Source organism: Thiomicrorhabdus sp. Milos-T2 (assembly GCF_000702325.1).
Lineage (GTDB): Bacteria > Pseudomonadota > Gammaproteobacteria > Thiomicrospirales > Thiomicrospiraceae > Thiomicrorhabdus.
In genome coordinates this window covers 1,797,984-1,816,364 of record NZ_KL370891.1, presented here as the reverse complement: position 1 = coordinate 1,816,364, position 18,381 = coordinate 1,797,984, and the positions used below count along the sequence as shown (strand labels likewise).

Sequence of the window (18,381 nt, the reverse complement as noted above, 5' to 3'; positions counted from 1 at the left end):
ATAGAAAGATTGATTTAAAGCCTAACTAAGAGGCATTTGATAAACACCTAGAGCCTTTTTTAGTGATTTCAATGCTAATCGATTGGTATTGATTCAATATATTTTTCGTAGTGGTGTCGCATGCCTGTAAATCTCCTAATCCTAAAACACAGTCGCCTAATCCTGAGCCCGAGATTTTGGCGCTATGAATAGAAGAACATTCATAGAGAGTCTTTATAATTTTTTGTAAGGTTTTATCATTAACCCCTAATTGAGTCATAAGGGCTTGATATTGATCACAAGCCTCATAAAAAGCCGTTAATCTATTTCTTTGTAGAGCGCTAAAACCATTCTTTGTGACTTTAGCCATTGAGCGATAAAGCATCTCCAATTCATGAGGTTTTTCTTTCCAGGCCTCAGCCACTTGTTTTAGAACCTCTGCAGTAGGGGTTTTATAGCCTGCATAGATTAAAATTATGGGTAAAGAGATATCAAGTTTTTGAATAATGGGTAGAGGATTTTGTTCTGTTTTAGGCTGAAAATAAATCATGCCACCCGCTAAACTCGTAGCTAAATCTGTTCCTGAACCTCGGCCTTGAATATCTAAAATAATTTGATGACCGATTTCAAATAAGGTGACTAAATCATATTGCGTGTTACAAATCTTATTTAAACCAGAAAGCATAGCGGCTAAAACCGCGGCAGAACTACCCAGGCCGATAGTTGAAGAAAAATCACTCTCTATTTTAAGGTCTAACCCAAAGGGGATATCCTTTTGAAAAGCTTGCAGTGCTGATACGGCAAAATTAAGTTTAGGGTGAACGGTGATCTGTTCCAATTGGGTATGATGTTCACCGAGCTCAGAGTAGATATTAATCGCAGAATCATTGCGTTTTTGCCATTGAATGTTCACAAATTGATTTAGAGCGCAAGCCAGGGCGGGATGTCCGTAAACTACGCTATGTTCACCTAATATTATGGTATTAGCTGGGGCTTGGCTTTGCCAGTCTGTCGTATTGGTTAGTTTTGATGACATACTGGCCCTTCGTTAGAGACGTTAATCGCTCGGCAAGTATAATCATATTTTGCACAGAGTTCTTTAGGCTCTTGTTCAGAAAAGCAGATGACAACACCAGCATGGTCGCCTTTAATGCTTCCTGAGCCACAGACTTTGGCAACGGCATTGTAATCACTTTTTAATTCAGCAATAAAAGTTGAAACTTTAGCTGGAACCACCCCAATTTTTTCTAAAAGAGTTTGATTTTCTTGAATGCCTTCATAGAATTGTTGGCTGTTTTGAATTGACCAGGCCTGGTGGATTTTTTGCGTTGTTTTTTCAAAAGATTCCCACAAAGCCTTATCTTTAGAGAACTCTTGGTGAACATGCGAAACAGCCTGCCCAGTTGAACTAACCGGAGCTCCAGTGTCAATTAACCACGCTTTAAATTTATGAGAGTCGAACTGTTTTGTGGAGTGATGAGAGTGAAACTCTAACAGCCCTCCATAAATCATCGTTGCGGGATCGATACCACTTGACTGTCCGTGTTGACGAGATTCAATTTTTCGGGCTAAAGCCAATAAAGTTTCTTTTTCGAGTTCGACTTCATGAAGTTTTAATAAACTCACTAAAACGCTGAGGATTACGCTGGCAGAACTACCTAGACCTTTTCCTATAGGAACTTCTGAGTGTATTTTAAAATGCCAATGGCCACTTTTTATCGTGTGAAAAACATCAAAATGATGCAGGGTGACAATGATTAAATCGATTGGCTTTGATAAAACGCTTTGAATGGCTGCATTTTTATTAAGAAAGAGTTGGTAGCGGGTTTCAATACTGGTGGCTAAATGTTGCCATACAGGCTGTGGGAAAGCGTGTTTCTCATTAAAATCACTAAGCTCAATGGTAACCGAGCTTTGGTTGGGTGAGCAGGGGGTAAAACGACATTCGCAATGGGTAAACAGTTTTATGGCCATGCTTAATGCAGAGCAGTCATAAAGCACCGAGTGCTCACCAGAAAGGATAAGTTTAGCAGGAACTGAACAAACTGTTTGCATAGATGGAGTATCGTGCACAGGAAATTCCTAGGTCTCAAAGTCTTAATATTCAGAGACCTTTGCACGAGATGGATGCACGAATAAAAATGGTTAAAAACCGCCTGATTGTTGTTGAAAAATTTGCCAATAGCTTGCTATTAGCTAAATTTTTCGCCTAAATCAGACAATTTTTATCACATTTTTCTTTCGCGCCCCACTCGTGCAAAGGTCTCATTAAGTTTAAATCATTTAATAAAATTTAACTTAACTAAACTTAACCTGGTTGGCTTAGTGAGACTTTTCGTAATAACGTTTATGATCTTTTATGCCCGCTAAACGGTATGGTCCCTGATTGTTTACAGGAAAAACAACATTTTCTAAAGCATTGTCAACGTTGTGGTAGAAATCAAGGTATTCTTGATAGCTTAAAGCCTGGCGGTGGGCAATGGTGGTTTTATGCTCATCCGTCATAAGTACCTTTTGATATCCAGGTTGAATAACACCTGTAAAAAACTCTGCCACACAGCCTGAGCCATAACTAAAGAAACTAACACGTTTGCCTTCTAGGTTATGCAAATGGCTATCAATATTGTCGAGCAGAGAAATGAATCCCACAAATAATGAGGCACTATAACTATTTCCAACAATACGGTTATATAACTGGCTAGGTAAAGTTTGTGCATCTATTTGAGCTTGAGTCAGTTTTGCCCCCACTTTCTTTACTAGAGTTTTATGGGCTTTTTCAGCCATTTTAGTAAAAGGAATGTGGTAACAGAAATAATCAATGTCATCAAAGGTACGGTTTGTCTGTTCAGTAAAATGTTTCCAAGCGTGTTTCAGGCTATTAAGATAAACCTTGGTGGAATATTTCCCATCCACTAATGCGGTTGTTCTGTGATTTGGGCGCCAAAAGTCCATAACATCATCAGTATAAAAACCTGAACCGGGCTCTATTTCGATGATACGTGGTGCTTCGGTGACCAACATGGCGACTGCTCCACAGCCTTGAGTGGCTTCGCCTGAGGTATCGACATCGTATTTAGCAATATCAGCGGCAATGACCAGAATTTTCTCTTTAGGATTCGCTCGAATCATACTGGTCGCCATTTGTAATGCGGCAGCCCCTGCATAACAAGCGTGCTTAAGTTCAATAACTCGACAACGGTTTGATAGGCCTAATAAGCCATGTAAAAAGGCACCTGCAGATTTAGATTGGTCAACGCCCGTTTCGGTCGCAAACAAAACAGCACTAATTTCATTAGCCTCAATGTGCTCTAATATAGGTGCAGCGGCTTTGGCAGCTAAGCTCACCACATCTTCATCTGGTGGAGCAATTGACATCTTTTCTTGGCCAATGCCTATTGTGAATTTTTCAACATCTATGTGCTTTTCAGCAGCAAAGGTATCTAAACCTAAATAATAGTCTGCTGTTGCGAAATGGATTAAATCAATGCCTACTTTCATAATCTAAAGTGGATTCGTTCTAGTTCTTTTATTCATTGAAGCTTTACGATGAATAATGGGTTGTAAATCATCTTTAATTTTTGGCCTGTTAAAGAGGCGAAATCAAAGCGGTATTTAAGTGCAGAGCCTCGGTATTGGCCGCGCCGAGCAAGAATTGCGCTGTTTGAAATTCTTGCTTAAATTGTTCGATTTTAGTGACAACTTTATCGGTTGACTCTTGGGCTGGGGTGAGTAAAGGTGCAGCAACCCCGCATAATCGACCGCCCATTATAACAGCTTTTATCATGTCTATTCCGTTTCGTATTCCACCACTGGCAATAAACTGTGCTTTTTCTTGATAAGGCGCGCTTAATTGCAAGCTCTCAACGGCAGTTAATCCCCAATCTTGGAACAAAATTCCTAAATCATTGTCTGAACGATGAGCCTCAATACGACTCCATGACGTACCGCCACGGCCAGCAAGATCAAAATACTTAATGCCTGCGGCGATGCCTAATTCAATGTCTTGGGGAGAAAGGCCAGAACCCACTTCTTTAAGAATAATAGGAATATCAATTTTTTCAGCTAATGAATGAATCTTTTCAGCTAAGTTAGCAAAGTTGGTATCGCCTTCAGGTTGAACCACTTCTTGCAAAGGGTTTAGGTGTAAATAGAGTGCATCTGCTTGCAAGCAATCAATCGCTCTGCGTGCTTCATCTTCACCAAAACCATAATTAAGTTGTACCGCACCCAAGTTAGCAATAAGAGGAATATTGGGGGCGAACGGTCTAATATCAAAGCTTTTTTGGGCAGTTTTATCAATAATCATCGCTCTTTGAGAGCCAACAGCCATCGGTACATTGCAGGCTTCTGCGGCTTCAGCTAGATGGCGATTTATTGAACCTAAATTTTGTGAAGCTCCACCCGTCATAGAAGAAATTAAGAATGGAAATTGAATGCGTTTATCTAAAAAATGGGTAGAGGTATCAATGCTGCTGAAATCACACTCAGGAAGTGCTCGATGCAGGAGCTTAATGGTGTCAAAGCCTTGAGCATTTCGTTCAACTAATGGGTCGTTGAGTACCGCATCAATATGATCTTGCTTTCTATCTGTTACTTGTTGGGCTAAATCTTCAATTGGCGGTGGAGTTTGGCTGGAATGACTCATTCTTGAATAGGCTCAGTTGGCGTTATGCGTTTTCGGACGCATTATGCGAACGTTCTAGTTTGATGTGTGCTTCCATTAATTCACCTGGATTAGTTTGTGCAGCAAGTAAAGATAGCTCTCCACAAAATGCGGTAGCACCCGCAATACAAGCTAATCGGCGAGCATTTTCACCGGGTGAAGCATTATTGTTAGCGCAGCCAAGAAGAGTTAGGTTGTCCAATACAAAGTCTAGTCCTTTACCGTTACCGACGGTTCCCACAATTAAGTTGGGTAGGGTGCTAGAAAAATACAAATCACCTTCTGGAGTAACTTCAGCATGGTTAATGGCTTGTGAGCCTTCAACAATATTAGCGGCATCTTGGCCAGTTGCTAAATAAAAGCCTAACAACATATTGGCAACGTGAGCATTAGCTGAACGTAGGCCGCCTGAGACAATACTACCAATGAGGTCTTTTTTGATGTGTAAATCAACTAACGCTTCTGGTGTTGTTTTTAAAAAGCGTTTACAGAACTTTTTAGGAATTGTGGTTTCACAAACGACATACTTACCTCTACCCAAAATACCGTTAACCGCAGAAACCTTTTTATCTGTGCAGTAATTGGCAGAAATTGAGACATAGCTTAAATCACTATAGCGCTCTAGTAACCAAGGTAAAATTTTGTCAGCGGCATTAGTCACCATGTTATGACCAGATGCATCACCCGTATGAAATTCAAGGCGTAAATAAATTAAGTTACCAACGACTTGATAATGAGTGTCAATTAATTTAGCAAAACGACTGGTTTTGGAGACTACTTCTTGGAGTTGGTCATGTTCAGCCTGAATTTGTTTAAGTCTTAACGCCGCAATACCCGCATTCTGTGCCTGTAACAATACAGAACGTGTCATACGCTCATCCACTACCGTTACCCGAATACCGCCTGAATGCGCTGCGACACGAGCACCGCGCGCAACGGATGGCCAAAGCGGAGTTTCATAAGTTGCCATTGGCACCATTAAGTCATCGACCTCAACGTCGCCAATTAATTTAAATGGGCCTACTGCCTGCATTGGAATAGAAGCAAACGATTGGGTTAGGTTTTCTGTCTGTTTAGTCATAGCCGTATTATAGATGAGCAACCCTACGTAGTCGACTCTGAATCACTAATTTAATTTATGGCAAAACCAGTTTTTGCTCAACAAGGCAGAATTGATAAATGGTATCTAGATAACAAGAGCAATTCTAACGTAGTGGAGTGAAAACTGGTGGCGCCCCTTCGGGTGGGCGTTTAAGCATGCATGCTCGTTGTTGTGTAACTTGATAATGGAATAACCATTATCTGCAGTCCACGCCTAGAGCCTACAAGCTTAAACGTCCCACATAATTTAAATTAGAGATCCAGAGTCGACTACCTAGTCGACCACAAGGTGGCAGGAAAAGGTGAAAAATATCTCTTAAAGCTTGAAACTTTCAATTTAAACCCTATATTGAATTTTAAGTGGCTATATTAGAAGCCTTTGCAGACTAAATTTAAGCAAAGATATCTAAATAGAGACCTTTGCACGAGAGTATGCACGAGTAAAAATGGTTAAAATTTACCCGATTTTTGTTGAAAAAATTGCGAATAGCTAGCTATTCCCTGCTTTTTCCGCCGCAATCAGGCAAATTTTCTCTCATTTTTCTTTCGCACCTATCTCGTGCAAAGGTCTCAAGTAGCTTAAAAAATAAAATTAAACGAAGGAAAATGTTATGACTTTAGCAACGGCACGTCATATTCTGGTAGATACAGAAGAACAGTGTAATCAATTAAAAGAACAAATCGCTAATGGAGCAGATTTTGCAGATGTCGCTAAAGCAAACTCTAACTGCCCATCAAGCGCAAATGGTGGTGATTTAGGTCAGTTTGGTCCTGGGATGATGGTTCCAGAATTTGATAAGGTTGTCTTTAGTGCCGATGTAGGCTCTGTTGAAGGTCCTGTAAAAACCCAGTTTGGTTATCACTTGTTAGAAGTGACTAGCCGTAGCTAAGATTGGTTAAGATAAGCTTATGCGTTAAGCTAACGATAAGATCTGCTAACAATCATATCGTTAATATATCGTTAACAAAAGCCCGAGTTACCAGGCCTGGTAACTCGGGCTTTTTATGTTTAAAAGAGTCGAATTTTGCAACGGGATTGTTTAAATCATACCTTTACGTTGGGCTAAATAGCCTAGTAAATAGTAGATGAGAACAATCACAAAAGGGAGTAAAGGGGCATTAGCTTGCGCTAGCCAATGGCTTAAAAAGGGGGCTGCAATTGAGGTGATAAAACTAAACCCAAATGCACAGAAAGCCACAAATAGGGTGATGCGTAAAAATATTTTTAAACTACCAATCTGGTTTTTAACCATCAGTAAAATGTTGTTGCCGTAAATAACCAGTAACGTTGCGACCATAGAAAGTACGATTTCATTTAAATAACCTTTCATCCATGCGGAAACATGCAACAAAATATCATTTAACCAACCTAAAATATCCATATCAAAATTTGCCTTGCTGTTAATTTGAGACCTTTGCACGAGAATATGCACGAGTAAAAATGGTTAAAATTCACCTGATTTTTGTTGAAAAACTTGCGAATAGCTAGCTATTCCCTGCGTTTTCCGCCGCAATCAGGCAAATTTTACCTCATTTTTCTTTCGCACCTATCTCTTGCAAAGGTCTCAATTTGTATAAAAAAAGCCGGTTAATTTAAAATTAACCAGCTCTCAATGTAAAGTGTCTTAAGGTAAAGTCAATAGCGAATTAGTTTGGATAAAAATTATATTTTTGCCCACCTATAGTCGCTTCATACATTAAGCCACCTTTAGCTAAACTGAATACAGCCATTCCTTTGTAGTATTGACCGTCGGCTTTTACATAATCGTCATTAAGGTTTGCTGAGGCTGAGGTGCCTTTTGTTGATGCTTCGGCATTTGCTCCAGCGGTAATGACTATCGCAGAAGCTTGTGCACCAAACTCAAAATTACCACTGGTAAATTCATCATAAGCTCGTTGGTCTTGAAAGAAAATGATTTGGCTAAATGCTTGACCACCCAGTTGAAAACCAATTGTGGCTTGTGTCATTTCTGCTGTTCCAGACTGGCGGCCTTGCTCATAGACTCGACCATTACCAAAAGCTCCACCAATTAAAAAACCAACTTTACCAATGGTGGGAAAAACGGCATATCCATAAGCATGGTCAAAAAACGCAGCAGATTGGGGTGCTTTTTGAAAGGCGGCAATGGTTTGATCATACTCCGCATCGGAGACATCTTGTGTCATTTGCGGTTCAGATTCGGTGTACTCATCATCAGCGTAGCTATTCATGGATAGCAAAGTTAAGCTTGATAAGGTTAGGGTTAAAATAGCGGTTTTTGTTAATAGACCTTTTAGCATGATATTTTCCTTGGATAAATTCACCGAATAATGAAAATCATTTTAATCTTAATCCAGGTTAGTTTGAACTTTAATCCTTAAAAAAATCTGAAGATAGTCTGATTAGAATTGCGTGTTTTACTTCTTACGCCATTCGCGCAATTGTCTCTTAATGTATTAAAATCTGTGTAAAATAAATTTAGATAATTTTTTTAAAAATGTAGGAGTCCTCTTGTGAGCACTGGAATGATTGTTTTTTTAGTTTTGGTTGTACTGTTTATTCTCTACTTAATTAATATCTTCAATACGTTAGTGGCCTTAAAAAATCGTTTTGAAAACGCCTTTGCACAAATTGATGTGCAATTAAAACGTCGCTACGACTTAATTCCAAACTTAATTGAAGTAGCTAAAAAAGCCATGGCTCATGAACGTGAAACTCTAGAAGCGGTAATTGCAGCACGAAATGAAGCCTCGAGCTTACTTAAAGCTGCGGCTGCTAACCCAGGAGATTCACAAATTATGGGGCAACTATCTAATGCGGAAGGTGTATTAGGTGGTGCTATGTCGCGTTTTAATATGGTTATGGAAGCGTATCCTGATTTAAAAACCAACCAAAACATGATGCAACTTACTGAAGAGTTAACCTCAACAGAGAATAAAGTGGCATTTGCTCGCCAAGCATTTAATGATGCAGTTATGGCTTACAACACTTATCGTCAAAGCTTTCCACAAACTGTATTTGCAGGAATGTTTGGACACCCTGTTGATGCGCAAATGCTTGAATTTGCAGATCGTGAGGCTATTCAAGAAGTCCCTAAAGTACAATTTTAGGATTTTTCATTTTACCAGGCCTGGTTCCTTTAGTATGCGTTATGCATTAATGGACTCATGCAACGGTCTCAATAAGGCTTTTAGTTTAATTTAGTCATTTATGAATTTTTATTCCGCCCAAGACAATGCCAAAAAGAAAACAACCTATTTAGTGTTGCTTTATATTTTGATTTTGATGGTGCTTACCGTCTTAAGTTCTTTGGTGTTAATGTTATTACTCCCGTTTTTTACCGGAGAACGTATCGTTCTTGATTGGCAGTATTTGCTGTTTTCACCGCAAAGCTTGCCTACTTTGTTAGGGGTAGGCGGGTTTGTTATTGGGGGCGCGCTCATCAGTTCTTTTGTTAAGAGTCGTCACTTATCAAAAGGCGGGGCTGTGATTGCAGGGGCTTTGGGCGGAGTTAAATTGTCGCCTAACTCTAAGAACCTTAATGAACGAAAAGCTTTAAATGTGGTTGAGGAAATGGCCATTGCTTCAGGTATGCCGGTGCCTGAGGTTTATTTGTTAAGAAATGAGTCGGCCATTAATGCATTTGCTGCCGGACAAACCGTTCAAGATGCGGTCATAGGATTAACTCAAGGCACGATTGATAAGTTATCTCGAAGCCAGTTACAAGGCGTTGTTGGACATGAGTTTAGTCATATTTTAAATGGTGATATGCGCTTAAATTTACGAATTATTATGTTATTGCATGGTATAGAGTTTATTGGTTTGTTGGGACGAATTATGACGGCTTCTGGTCGATCTAGTCGCTCACGACGCTCTGGATTTTTAGTCTCATCAAGCTCTTCACGTTCCTCTCGTTCTAAAGGGAATGGCGCCATTGTGTTGGCCGGCATTGCCTTACGCATTCTAGGTTGGTTTGGCGCACTTTGTGGCAATATGATTCAAGCGGCGGTAAGTCGTCAACGTGAATTTTTGGCGGATGCTTCTTCGGTGCAATTTACACGAAATCCAGATGCGATTGCTGGCGCCTTAAAAGTGATTGGGGGTGCGACTGAATCGTCACGTTTAAAAAATACCGAAAGTAAAGAAGTGGCTCACATGTTTTTTGGGCAGTCTTTTCATACACGCTTAGCGTTTTTGTTTGCTACTCATCCTCCCATTGCGTTGCGTATTCAAAGAATTCAGCCAAATTGGGATGGCCAATTTCTTAAACCTCAAGAGCCGTTGCCAGTCAGTGAGCCTATTCAAAAAAGCTCAAAACCAGACTTAAACCTGGGCGTTTTGCCCGAACCTTTAGCGTTGTTAATGGCTGCAGGAGTGATCGTTGATCAGCTTAGTGATCAGTCTAAAACAACGTTAGTGGATTTAATAGAGAAGGCCAATGACCCAATGGAGGCCATGGCGCTAGTAATGGCGGTATTGATTTGTGAAGAATCTTCTCCAAATCAAGTAGAAAGTGAATGGCAAAAAATGTTGCCGAGTATTGAGATAGAAGGCCTGGCTAATCTGGTAAAACAGCAAGTTAATTTATTGCGTCAGACTGAATTGATAAATAGGTTGCCTTTGGTTGAGTTGACTATGCCGGCTTTAAAAACGCTCTCTGACAAGCAATATCTTCAGTTTAAATCTTTAATGCAACAGCTCATGGATTTAGATAACGAGCAAACCATTTTTGAACAGAGTGTTTATCAGTTAGTCACTCGATATTTAGATGTTCATTTTGGGTTAGCCAAAAAACATCGAGTGCGTTATCGAAACGCCAAAAAGGTGGCGATTGAACTGCAATTGATCTTCTCAGCGTTAGTTTTTTATGGTCATACTTCTAAAGCAGGCAAACAACACAGCAAGCAAGCTAGTTTAAGCTCAACGATGGATTTAGCCTTTAAGAGCGCCATGCAAAAACTTGATTTACCTAATCTTCAACGCATAGAAACAGACTCAACCCAACCAAATCTATTTAAAAATGCCACAGAAAAATTGTTGTACTGTTCAGAGCCTTTAAAACAAAAGATTGTTGAAGCACTTGTGGTCTGTATTGAATATGATGGCAAGGTTAACTCTATTGAAAAAGAACTTGTTTTGGCCATTGCCGCCACAATGAACGCACCCATCCCTCGAATTAAATTATAGAGACCTTTGCATGAGATAGGTGCGAAAGAAAAATGAGGGAAAATTTGCCTGATTGCGGCGGAAAACGTAGGGAATAGCTAGCTATTCGCAAGTTTTTCAACAAAAATAAGGTGAATTTTAACCATTTTTACTCGTGCATACTTTCGTGCAAAGGTCTCTTATGGAGTGTCTGTAATGAATTTATTTCGCTTACCTCAAATATTGTTTTTAAGTCCAATATTTTTAGCTTTGTTATTAAACCCTTTATGGGTAAAAGCAAATTCTGCCGCCGTTGCGATGCCTGATAAATATAGCGCACAAATTGCCCAACAAGTCTTGCAACAAGGGGGTAATGCGGTAGATGCCGCAGTCGCTTCTGCGTTTGTTTTAGCCGTCACCTATCCTGAAGCGGGTAATTTGGGCGGCGGCGGTTTTATGACGGTATATGCCCCTACCTTGCAAACAGCTAAATCGGATAGCTTGGCGGTACACTTTTTAGACTATCGTGAAACCGCGCCTTTAGCCGCGAGTCAAGATATGTATTTGGATAAAGATAAAAATGTGATTCCTTATAAATCGCTAGTGGGTTATCAAGCTTCTGGTGTGCCTGGAACGGTTATGGGATTGTGGCAAGCACATAAGCGTTTTGGTTCGGTTGCTTGGGCAAAGTTATTACAACCCGCCATAGAATTGGCTCAACGTGGTTTTGAGGTCTCTCCTCAATTAGAAGCTCGTTCTAAATGGTTTAAAACTTGGATTGCCAATAAATCACCTATACCGCTTAACTTTGTAGACTATTTTGAGGGTTTAAAAGTAGGGCAAACCTTAACTCAGCCAGAATTAGCAAAGACCTTAACACGCATTGCTAAACAAGGTGCTCATGACTTTTACCATGGGCAAACTGCCAACTTATTAGTAAAACAACTTCAGCAACATGATGGCTTAATCACTTTAGAAGACTTAGCATCTTATCAAGCCAAATGGCGAGAACCCATTGTTGGCGATTGGCTGGGTTATCAAGTGGTTTCGGCACCACCTCCAAGCTCAGGCGGAATTGCGATTGTTCAACTATTAAAAATGAAACAAATTCTTGCCAAAGAATTACATCATGCCTTGAAATTAGGAAAACAGGAAGGAGTGTCTGAGCAAACTATAAAAACCCATTTTTATGCGGAGTTAGAAAAAAGAGTGTATGCCGATAGAGCGTATTTTTTGGGTGACTCTGATTTTGTGAAGGTACCAATAAAACAGCTAATTTCAGATGAATATCTAAAAGAACGAGCTAAAACGATTTTATGGGATGATATTTCAGAATCTGAAAAGATAAAACCCGGCAAAATCGAATCACCGGAAACCACGCATTTTTCAATTGTTGATGCACAGGGTAATGCGGTTTCTAACACTTATACCTTAAATATGCCGTTTGGTAGTGGTGTGGTTGTTAAAGGTGCGGGATTTTTAATGAATGATGAAATGGATGATTTCAGTACTAAACCTGGAGTGGCCAATATTTTTGGTGTGGTTGGCGGCTCAGCCAATGCCATTTCACCTAAAAAGAGAATGCTCTCTTCTATGTCTCCCACCTTATTATTAAAAGACAACCAAACAAAAATGGTAGTGGGAACTCCGGGTGGTTCAACAATTATTACTAGTGTGTTTCAAACTCTGGTGAACGTAATTGAGGAAGATATGAACGCTCAACAAGCGGTAGATGCGACTAGAGTACATCATCAGCTATTACCTAAAAATCAAATTGCCTATAATCCTGATTTACCAGGCAAAGTAAAACAAGAGCTTGAGTTGATGGGCTATCACCTAAAAAAGAATAACTATATGGGCGATGTTCAACTTATTCTAAAAACAAAATTAGGTTGGGAAGCCGCATCAGATAAACGAGGAGAAGGGGTTTCCAGAGTCTTTAAAGTGCACGATTAGTTAAACAATAAGACTTCTTAAAGAGCTAGACTCGTTAAGTTTTATCCCCTACATTTTGGTGTAAAGTGTAAAAGTTGCTCGGCTTCGGTTAGTTCAGAATTTGAATGATCACTTGGGTGAATTTCATAGTCAGTAAAGTCAGTGCCTTCTTCTTTAAGCTGGTTTTCAGCTATTTTTTTTAAATAGTCCTTATCTGTATCTTTACATTTAAATACTAAACCATGTTTTCCAGTGATTTTAAGAACATAGACTTGAGTAAAATCGGTCATTTTTTAAGGGGCCTTTTGTTGATTGATTGGCTAATTTAAGAAATTAGAAATAATGTGAGACCTTTGCAAGAGAGTATGCGCGAGTAAAAATGGTTAAAATTCACCTGATTTTTGTTGAAAACCTTGTGAATAGCTAGCTATTCCCTGCGTTTTCCGCCGCAATCAAGCAAATTTTCTCTCATTTTTCTTTCGCACCTATCTCGTGCAAAGGTCTCAATGTAATATTTTTTAAGCTTTTCAATTATGAAACTTAATTGAAAATTCACGGTTTTTTTTTGATTAATGACGATTAATATGTGAATTCAAGTAACACTATAAATTGTTTTTACTCAATTCCCCAGGCCTGGTTATCTGTTGCGCCAAATTTTGGAAACGGCTTTATCACTTCCGAGCCAAACTACCATTAGACAGATTAGACCAATCACGCCAAACAACGTAATGGGGAGTAAAGATTCAATGATTCCCGTAGCCATTCCAAAATAAGCTGCTACGCTTGCAATGATGATAAATAAAAATCCCATAACCGCCAAGATTTTTCTATGGGAAGGGCGGTAAGAGTATTCATCATCGCCACTTTCTAAGCGGTTAAGAATGGGTGAAAATAGCATTTTAAAAAAGTTTTTCATGGTATAAAATTCTCGGGTTTTTTGCTTGTGTTTACTTTAGATTATAGGTCTCTAAAGAGTATTAATTACGTATATTAATCAATGTATATCAATCAATACATATTAAGCTCTTAAGGTAGCTTTGAGTCGGTTAGGGGTTTCTAGGTAGGCAAAAACATCCATAATCGATTTACAAGCAATATTTGCCGCCATTAAGGTCTCAACGCAGACTCCCTCATCTTGAATGAGTGCGATTCCAATTTTGCTCTCTTTAAGTAAGTCGCTATCATTAAAACCATTGCCTACACTTAAGCAGTGTTCTGCACCTAAAAAGTTAAGATATTCGGTTTTGCTTTTAAAATCCTTAGAGCTAGAGAGATTGATGATATTGCATTGGATACCTTCTAATTCTTTTTCAACGGTTCCGTAGGTATCTGCAGTAATTACATGAAACTCTACCAGGCCTGCTAGTTGTTGAATTTTTTCGGTGACGCCATTAATTACCTTGCCGTCTATTGCAATTGTGCCGTTATAATCAAAAATAATGTGACGAATATCTAAGGTGTCACGACCTGGAATTTTAATAATCAAAATAGACCCTTGTGCTTTAACGTTTGAAAGTGATTGCTAACGAGCTCTAATTGAAAAGCTGTCGGTTGCTTTTAGCTTGATAACATTAGGGTTGGGGGTGTTATGTTCAATCAACCAAGCTAATTCATCTTGTAGTTTTGAGTCATCAAGCACTCTTTGCCAGACACGTTCGCTAACATTCCAGCGGTAGCCACGGGAGCGTAAAGCATCTTTAACATCAAAAGGTGCTCCTGTAGCTTTAATTAAGGATTTACTTTGGCGAACGGCGGTTAATAAAAAGCTAAAAGCAGGGACTTTATTGTCGGAGATTTCACAAGACAGTAATTGAGTGAGAGCTTGTACATCATCTAAAGCTCGATGCGCACCATAGAAAAACTGTCCCACTTTCCAACATAAAAATTCTTGGCTTCTTGAACCAACGTGAGCTTGTTTTAACCAGTCAATTTGGGCTACAGAACAACCCCAAATTTTATCAATAAAGACATCGTGATAGCGTTCTACCACCGGACGGTCAAAGCTGGCGTTGTGTGCTACGCAGAGTTGAACTTGAGAAATCTCTGCTGCGACTTCATCCCAAGGGATTGTATGCCCTTTAACGTCATCAATGGTTAAGCCGGTCACTTCAGTCACTTCCGCACTAATTTCCCCTTTAGGTTCATTAAGATAGTTCTGTGCGCTGAGCACTTTATAAAAATGGCCATTCGAATCAAACTCTATAATTTGATAACCCAGTTCGATAATTTCACAAACATCAGTATCTAGGCCGGTGGTTTCGGTATCAATAATACAAACCTTGTGGTTTTTTTCTGCGGTGGCTGAATTGAATTCGGTTGCTGGCTGTAATTTACTGAGTACTTGATAGTTTCCAGATTGATGAAGCTGATCAATGCAAGCTTGGTCTTCTGCTGTTGGGGTCATAGTGATTAACTTTTCGTTTGTATATGTAATGTTTGTACAGGGAATTTTTGTTAATGATTTTAGCAACAAATATTCAGCTTGTGCATACTTGTTCTAGTCTCTGCATGATTGTATGTAAATTAAAGCCAATGAAGAGGGATATTAGGAGGCAGATTAGGATAAAAAATGTTTTCTAAATCGTTTAAAACGCATTAATTGGGTAATCACTTTAGCTTGAATAAACAGGGTTAAATAACTTAACCAGGCCTGGTCAAGGGTAACGGTACAATCAATTTCAATCTGTTTTCCCAGTTTAGCGAAGTGAATGACTTTAAGTTCAAGGTTGCCTTGGTGTTTAATGTACCAACCCATTTTGGGTGCTAAAGATCGGGGAACATAACCAAGTAACAGACCGTTTACAGGGTCGTTTGATATGGTGTTAGAAGTCATTTCTTGTTTAATATTTTGTTTCTTATCTTGTTTCTTATTCTGATTCATATCCTGATTATGAGGTAACCAAACCTGTATGGCGTGTTTATCATAGAGGTTGTCTTCTTCTAATGAAAACAGCAAAGGTTTTTGTGGCGCAAGCAGTGATAAATCTATGGCGATATCGGCGCCATAATAAAAGGTGCCTTTAATAGGAAACCTAATGTTTCTTTTCATAGTGGCCTTTACCTTATAAGTTCAAAGCAAGAAGTAAATAAGAAGAAAGTAAGTAGAAAGCTTTTTGAGTTGAGAGAGTAACCATTTAAAAATCAATTAAGTCTAATTGGGTTTGCTCTAGTTTGAAACATTTTTCTTGGTTAGCCTTGCTAAGGGGGCATTGCAAACAAAGTTTATAAGCGGTGAGTTGTAAATTAGGCATACTTGAAAGTTCAGCATCTTTTTGTACATTGCCGTACATTCTATCGCCAAGAATTGGGTAGCCAGTTTCCGATAGGTGTTTACGTATTTGGTGTTTTCTACCGGTTTCAATGGTGATTTCTACCAGTGAAATGCCTTTTTTAGCATTATGTTTTAGCAATGATATATGGCTAACAGCAGCTTTGTTATCAATAGCTAAATGAATGCTCTGAGTTTCAGCAGGATAATCGCCCCAAACGATTGCTTGGTAAGTTTTATGAACCCGATTTTCTTCAAAAGCTCGACTTAAAGTTGCCGCCATTTTTTTACTGTGGGCAACTAACATTATTCCATGGGTTGCTCTATCTAATCTGTGAACAATCCAAGCCTGTCTAGGATGACCATTGGGTTGAAAATTCATTTCTATCCAACGATAAAGAGCCGTGTGATCAGCCCATTTTGACCCTTGAGATAACATACCTCGTGGTTTAATCCAAACCGAGTAGCTTTCAAAGTCAGCGATTAAAGTAGGTGAAGGTGGCTGTTGGTTTAAAAGTTCTGGGTTGTAGTAAAAATCTAAAACTTGATTAGCGGGGAGTGTCTTTTTTAATCTGCGTAAGCGCTCAGGTTTACTGTTGGATTTGCGCGTAATCCATACCGCACCTTTTTGAGCACTTTCTTTAAGGTTTTGTTTGCTTAAATGGGTATGTTGAGCAAGTAAATCTAAGGCATTGATTTCACCCGGTGAGGTAAAAGTAAAATGTTGACCATTGTTTGAATTTAAGGGCGTGGATTGGTTTGGCATTAAATACCTTATAAAATAACTCGGTTAATTTAAAAGCGTTATTGTACTGCTATCTTATTGATTTTTAAAAGACAAAAATCATATTTTTGACAAGTTTCTTTATTTTATTAAATTAAGGGTTTTTCTTTAGAATTATATTTCTATAATGGTACACATTAATATTTTATTTAAAGTCATTAAGTGTAGGTCTGATTAGACTTTTTTGAACAAGGAACAACACATGCCACAAGCACAACTTTTCTTAAACAAACAACCGGTTCTTGACGCTCAGCAAGCTCTAAATGGCTACCACCTTTCTTTAGAGTTGGTAGACGATATTGACCGTTCTACGGTGGAATGGGAAGAGGTGATGAAGGCATTTTGTAATCGTGTTGCTGAACATGATGGTATGCAAGGTTTAACGGCAAATAAACAAGTTTATTTCAAAGCCCCTCTTGAAGTGCTAAAGGTTGAGTGGTTACCAGAAGTAGAGTCAATGAACTCTATGGTAGTTGAAGTAGATTTATCGGTTTTAAAAAATAAACCTGCCTTAGAGTCTCTAAAAGAGATTGTAAAAACCGGCGCAAAAGTTGCCTTATTGGGTTATGAAAACTCAGATGCCTATAAAAAATTATTAACGATTGCCAAACTCGTTAAGTTAGATACTAAAGACTTTACCTCTGATGAAGCTAAAACCGCAGTGAGTGCTTTGAATATGCAAAATATTCAAACGATGATTAGTGGTATTGAAACTGAAAAACAGTTTGACGATTATGCCAAAACAGGCGCTACACTTTTCCAAGGTTATTTTTTCACAAACCCAATTATTTCTGGTGAGCAAGAATTGTCTGGTAACAAATTAGCGATGCTTAAGTTATTAGCTGAGGTTAATGATCCAGATGTTGAATTTGATACCATTGTGGCAACGGTAGGTTCAGATGTTGGTTTAACGCATAAATTATTGAGTGTAATTAATCACCCAAGTAACAATATTCCTCAAGTGGTAGAGACCTTAAAAGATGCAGTCAATTTCATGGGTCTAAAGCGTCTTAAGTTTTGGGTGAATATGATGATGTTATCCGAAATTAATGATGTGCCTAAAGAGTTGTTAACTACGGCATTAGTTAGAGCTAAGTTTATGGAAGAGCTTGCTGATAAACAAGGCAAAAACGATGACAAAGATCGCTACTTTATGGCGGGTATGTTTTCAACCTTAAATGCGTTTCTAAAAGCTTCAATGATTGATATTGTTGATCAATTGCCGCTGTCAGAAACTGTAAAAGGGGCATTGGTAGATCAATCTGGTGACATGGGTAAAGCGTTATTTGTGGTGCGCTCTTTAGAGCAGGGTAATTCAAATGTTATGGGTAATGGTATGGACATTATGCAGGTCTCTTCTGCGTATATGAATGCTAACTCTTGGGCTTACAAAACTATGGCTGGTTTAGAAGCGGCTTAATTTTATAGATGTCTTGCTTTAACCACGAAGATACTAAAATACGAAGTTTTTAATTAAAACGCTCTGGTAAATAGCCAGGGCGTTTTTTGTTTTATTTCCTTAAAAA

18 protein-coding genes are annotated in these 18,381 nt (G+C 38.9%); 5 read left to right on the top strand and 13 right to left on the bottom strand.

Annotation, left to right across the window (positions count from 1 at the left end):
* Positions 1–25: 25 nt before the first annotated feature.
* The 5 genes from mvk to BS34_RS0108255 all read right to left on the bottom strand — a co-directional run bounded on the left by mvk (position 26) and on the right by BS34_RS0108255 (position 5,723).
* Entirely contained in the window at positions 26–1,015 is a 990-nt protein-coding gene (gene mvk, locus BS34_RS0108280; RefSeq protein ID WP_051640759.1) for a mevalonate kinase, read from the bottom strand.
* Positions 1,000–2,052, bottom strand: coding sequence for a mevalonate kinase family protein (locus BS34_RS0108275; RefSeq protein ID WP_158660994.1), 1,053 nt, complete (start codon positions 2,050–2,052; stop codon positions 1,000–1,002). Before BS34_RS0108275 ends, mvk begins: the two co-directional genes overlap by 16 nt.
* Before the next feature lie 249 nt (positions 2,053–2,301).
* Positions 2,302–3,477 (bottom strand): hydroxymethylglutaryl-CoA synthase, encoded by a 1,176-nt coding sequence (locus BS34_RS0108265; protein WP_029408059.1) that lies wholly within the window; start codon positions 3,475–3,477, stop codon positions 2,302–2,304.
* An 88-nt stretch (positions 3,478–3,565) separates the two neighbouring features.
* Positions 3,566–4,624 (bottom strand): type 2 isopentenyl-diphosphate Delta-isomerase, encoded by a 1,059-nt coding sequence (gene fni, locus BS34_RS0108260; RefSeq protein WP_051640758.1) that lies wholly within the window; start codon positions 4,622–4,624, stop codon positions 3,566–3,568.
* Positions 4,625–4,646: 22 nt separating this feature from the next.
* Entirely contained in the window at positions 4,647–5,723 is a 1,077-nt protein-coding gene (locus BS34_RS0108255; RefSeq protein ID WP_029408057.1) for a hydroxymethylglutaryl-CoA reductase, read from the bottom strand.
* A 631-nt stretch (positions 5,724–6,354) separates the two neighbouring features.
* Between BS34_RS0108255 and BS34_RS0108250 the strand changes: the two genes are divergently transcribed.
* On the top strand, positions 6,355–6,633 hold the full coding sequence (locus BS34_RS0108250) for a peptidylprolyl isomerase (protein ID WP_029408056.1): 279 nt from the start codon (positions 6,355–6,357) through the stop codon (positions 6,631–6,633).
* 150 nt (positions 6,634–6,783) lie between these two features.
* Here the strand turns inward: BS34_RS0108250 and BS34_RS0108245 are convergent, their stop codons facing one another.
* Entirely contained in the window at positions 6,784–7,125 is a 342-nt protein-coding gene (locus BS34_RS0108245) for a DUF3392 family protein (protein WP_029408055.1), read from the bottom strand.
* A gap of 265 nt (positions 7,126–7,390) precedes the next feature.
* Complete coding sequence (locus BS34_RS0108240) at positions 7,391–8,023, bottom strand: lipid-binding SYLF domain-containing protein (protein ID WP_029408054.1); 633 nt, start codon at positions 8,021–8,023, stop codon at positions 7,391–7,393.
* A gap of 213 nt (positions 8,024–8,236) precedes the next feature.
* Here BS34_RS0108240 and BS34_RS0108235 point away from each other — a divergent pair, with 213 nt between their 5' ends.
* The 3 genes from BS34_RS0108235 (at position 8,237) to ggt (ending at position 12,824) form a co-directional block, all read left to right on the top strand.
* The gene (locus tag BS34_RS0108235; protein WP_199774082.1) at positions 8,237–8,833 is read left to right on the top strand and encodes a LemA family protein; all 597 of its coding nucleotides are present in this window, start codon (positions 8,237–8,239) and stop codon (positions 8,831–8,833) included.
* 100 nt (positions 8,834–8,933) lie between these two features.
* Positions 8,934–10,910, top strand: coding sequence for a M48 family metallopeptidase (locus BS34_RS0108230; RefSeq protein WP_051640757.1), 1,977 nt, complete (start codon positions 8,934–8,936; stop codon positions 10,908–10,910).
* Positions 10,911–11,084: 174 nt separating this feature from the next.
* Positions 11,085–12,824: a gamma-glutamyltransferase gene (gene ggt / locus BS34_RS0108225; protein ID WP_029408051.1), complete on the top strand. Its 1,740-nt coding sequence runs from the start codon at positions 11,085–11,087 to the stop codon at positions 12,822–12,824.
* Between the two features lie 41 nt (positions 12,825–12,865).
* On the opposite strand, the gene BS34_RS0108220 is transcribed toward ggt, so the two are convergent.
* The 6 genes from BS34_RS0108220 to BS34_RS0108195 all read right to left on the bottom strand — a co-directional run bounded on the left by BS34_RS0108220 (position 12,866) and on the right by BS34_RS0108195 (position 16,837).
* Positions 12,866–13,093 carry a hypothetical protein gene (locus BS34_RS0108220; RefSeq protein WP_029408050.1) on the bottom strand — a complete coding sequence of 76 codons (228 nt, stop codon included), beginning with the start codon at positions 13,091–13,093 and terminating at the stop codon, positions 12,866–12,868.
* A gap of 347 nt (positions 13,094–13,440) precedes the next feature.
* Positions 13,441–13,719, bottom strand: coding sequence for a hypothetical protein (locus BS34_RS0108215; protein WP_029408049.1), 279 nt, complete (start codon positions 13,717–13,719; stop codon positions 13,441–13,443).
* Positions 13,720–13,821: 102 nt separating this feature from the next.
* A complete protein-coding gene (locus BS34_RS0108210; protein ID WP_051640756.1) occupies positions 13,822–14,289 on the bottom strand; it encodes an HAD family hydrolase in 468 nt (155 codons plus the stop codon).
* A 36-nt stretch (positions 14,290–14,325) separates the two neighbouring features.
* The gene (locus BS34_RS0108205; protein WP_029408047.1) at positions 14,326–15,207 is read right to left on the bottom strand and encodes a 3'-5' exonuclease; all 882 of its coding nucleotides are present in this window, start codon (positions 15,205–15,207) and stop codon (positions 14,326–14,328) included.
* Positions 15,208–15,360: 153 nt separating this feature from the next.
* Positions 15,361–15,852 carry a hypothetical protein gene (locus BS34_RS0108200; protein ID WP_029408046.1) on the bottom strand — a complete coding sequence of 164 codons (492 nt, stop codon included), beginning with the start codon at positions 15,850–15,852 and terminating at the stop codon, positions 15,361–15,363.
* Between the two features lie 85 nt (positions 15,853–15,937).
* Positions 15,938–16,837, bottom strand: a complete 900-nt coding sequence (locus BS34_RS0108195; protein ID WP_029408045.1) for an RluA family pseudouridine synthase — start codon at positions 16,835–16,837, stop codon at positions 15,938–15,940.
* A gap of 220 nt (positions 16,838–17,057) precedes the next feature.
* Between BS34_RS0108195 and BS34_RS0108190 the strand changes: the two genes are divergently transcribed.
* Entirely contained in the window at positions 17,058–18,275 is a 1,218-nt protein-coding gene (locus BS34_RS0108190) for an EAL and HDOD domain-containing protein (protein ID WP_029408044.1), read from the top strand.
* Positions 18,276–18,381 lie beyond the last annotated feature (106 nt).

What these genes read in the sequence shown, in the direction of transcription:
- BS34_RS0108215 (WP_029408049.1), bottom strand. Translation starts at nt 13,719, where the DNA reads ATGAAAAACTTTTTTAAAATGCTATTTTCACCCATTCTTAACCGCTTA.
- BS34_RS0108245 (WP_029408055.1), bottom strand. Translation starts at nt 7,125, where the DNA reads ATGGATATTTTAGGTTGGTTAAATGATATTTTGTTGCATGTTTCCGCA.
- BS34_RS0108230 (WP_051640757.1), top strand. Translation starts at nt 8,934, where the DNA reads ATGAATTTTTATTCCGCCCAAGACAATGCCAAAAAGAAAACAACCTAT.
- BS34_RS0108200 (WP_029408046.1), bottom strand. Translation starts at nt 15,852, where the DNA reads ATGAAAAGAAACATTAGGTTTCCTATTAAAGGCACCTTTTATTATGGC.
- BS34_RS0108250 (WP_029408056.1), top strand. Translation starts at nt 6,355, where the DNA reads ATGACTTTAGCAACGGCACGTCATATTCTGGTAGATACAGAAGAACAG.
- BS34_RS0108255 (WP_029408057.1), bottom strand. Translation starts at nt 5,723, where the DNA reads ATGACTAAACAGACAGAAAACCTAACCCAATCGTTTGCTTCTATTCCA.
- BS34_RS0108190 (WP_029408044.1), top strand. Translation starts at nt 17,058, where the DNA reads ATGCCACAAGCACAACTTTTCTTAAACAAACAACCGGTTCTTGACGCT.
- BS34_RS0108195 (WP_029408045.1), bottom strand. Translation starts at nt 16,837, where the DNA reads ATGCCAAACCAATCCACGCCCTTAAATTCAAACAATGGTCAACATTTT.
- BS34_RS0108220 (WP_029408050.1), bottom strand. Translation starts at nt 13,093, where the DNA reads ATGACCGATTTTACTCAAGTCTATGTTCTTAAAATCACTGGAAAACAT.
- BS34_RS0108205 (WP_029408047.1), bottom strand. Translation starts at nt 15,207, where the DNA reads ATGACCCCAACAGCAGAAGACCAAGCTTGCATTGATCAGCTTCATCAA.
- fni (WP_051640758.1), bottom strand. Translation starts at nt 4,624, where the DNA reads ATGAGTCATTCCAGCCAAACTCCACCGCCAATTGAAGATTTAGCCCAA.
- ggt (WP_029408051.1), top strand. Translation starts at nt 11,085, where the DNA reads ATGAATTTATTTCGCTTACCTCAAATATTGTTTTTAAGTCCAATATTT.
- BS34_RS0108265 (WP_029408059.1), bottom strand. Translation starts at nt 3,477, where the DNA reads ATGAAAGTAGGCATTGATTTAATCCATTTCGCAACAGCAGACTATTAT.
- mvk (WP_051640759.1), bottom strand. Translation starts at nt 1,015, where the DNA reads ATGTCATCAAAACTAACCAATACGACAGACTGGCAAAGCCAAGCCCCA.
- BS34_RS0108240 (WP_029408054.1), bottom strand. Translation starts at nt 8,023, where the DNA reads ATGCTAAAAGGTCTATTAACAAAAACCGCTATTTTAACCCTAACCTTA.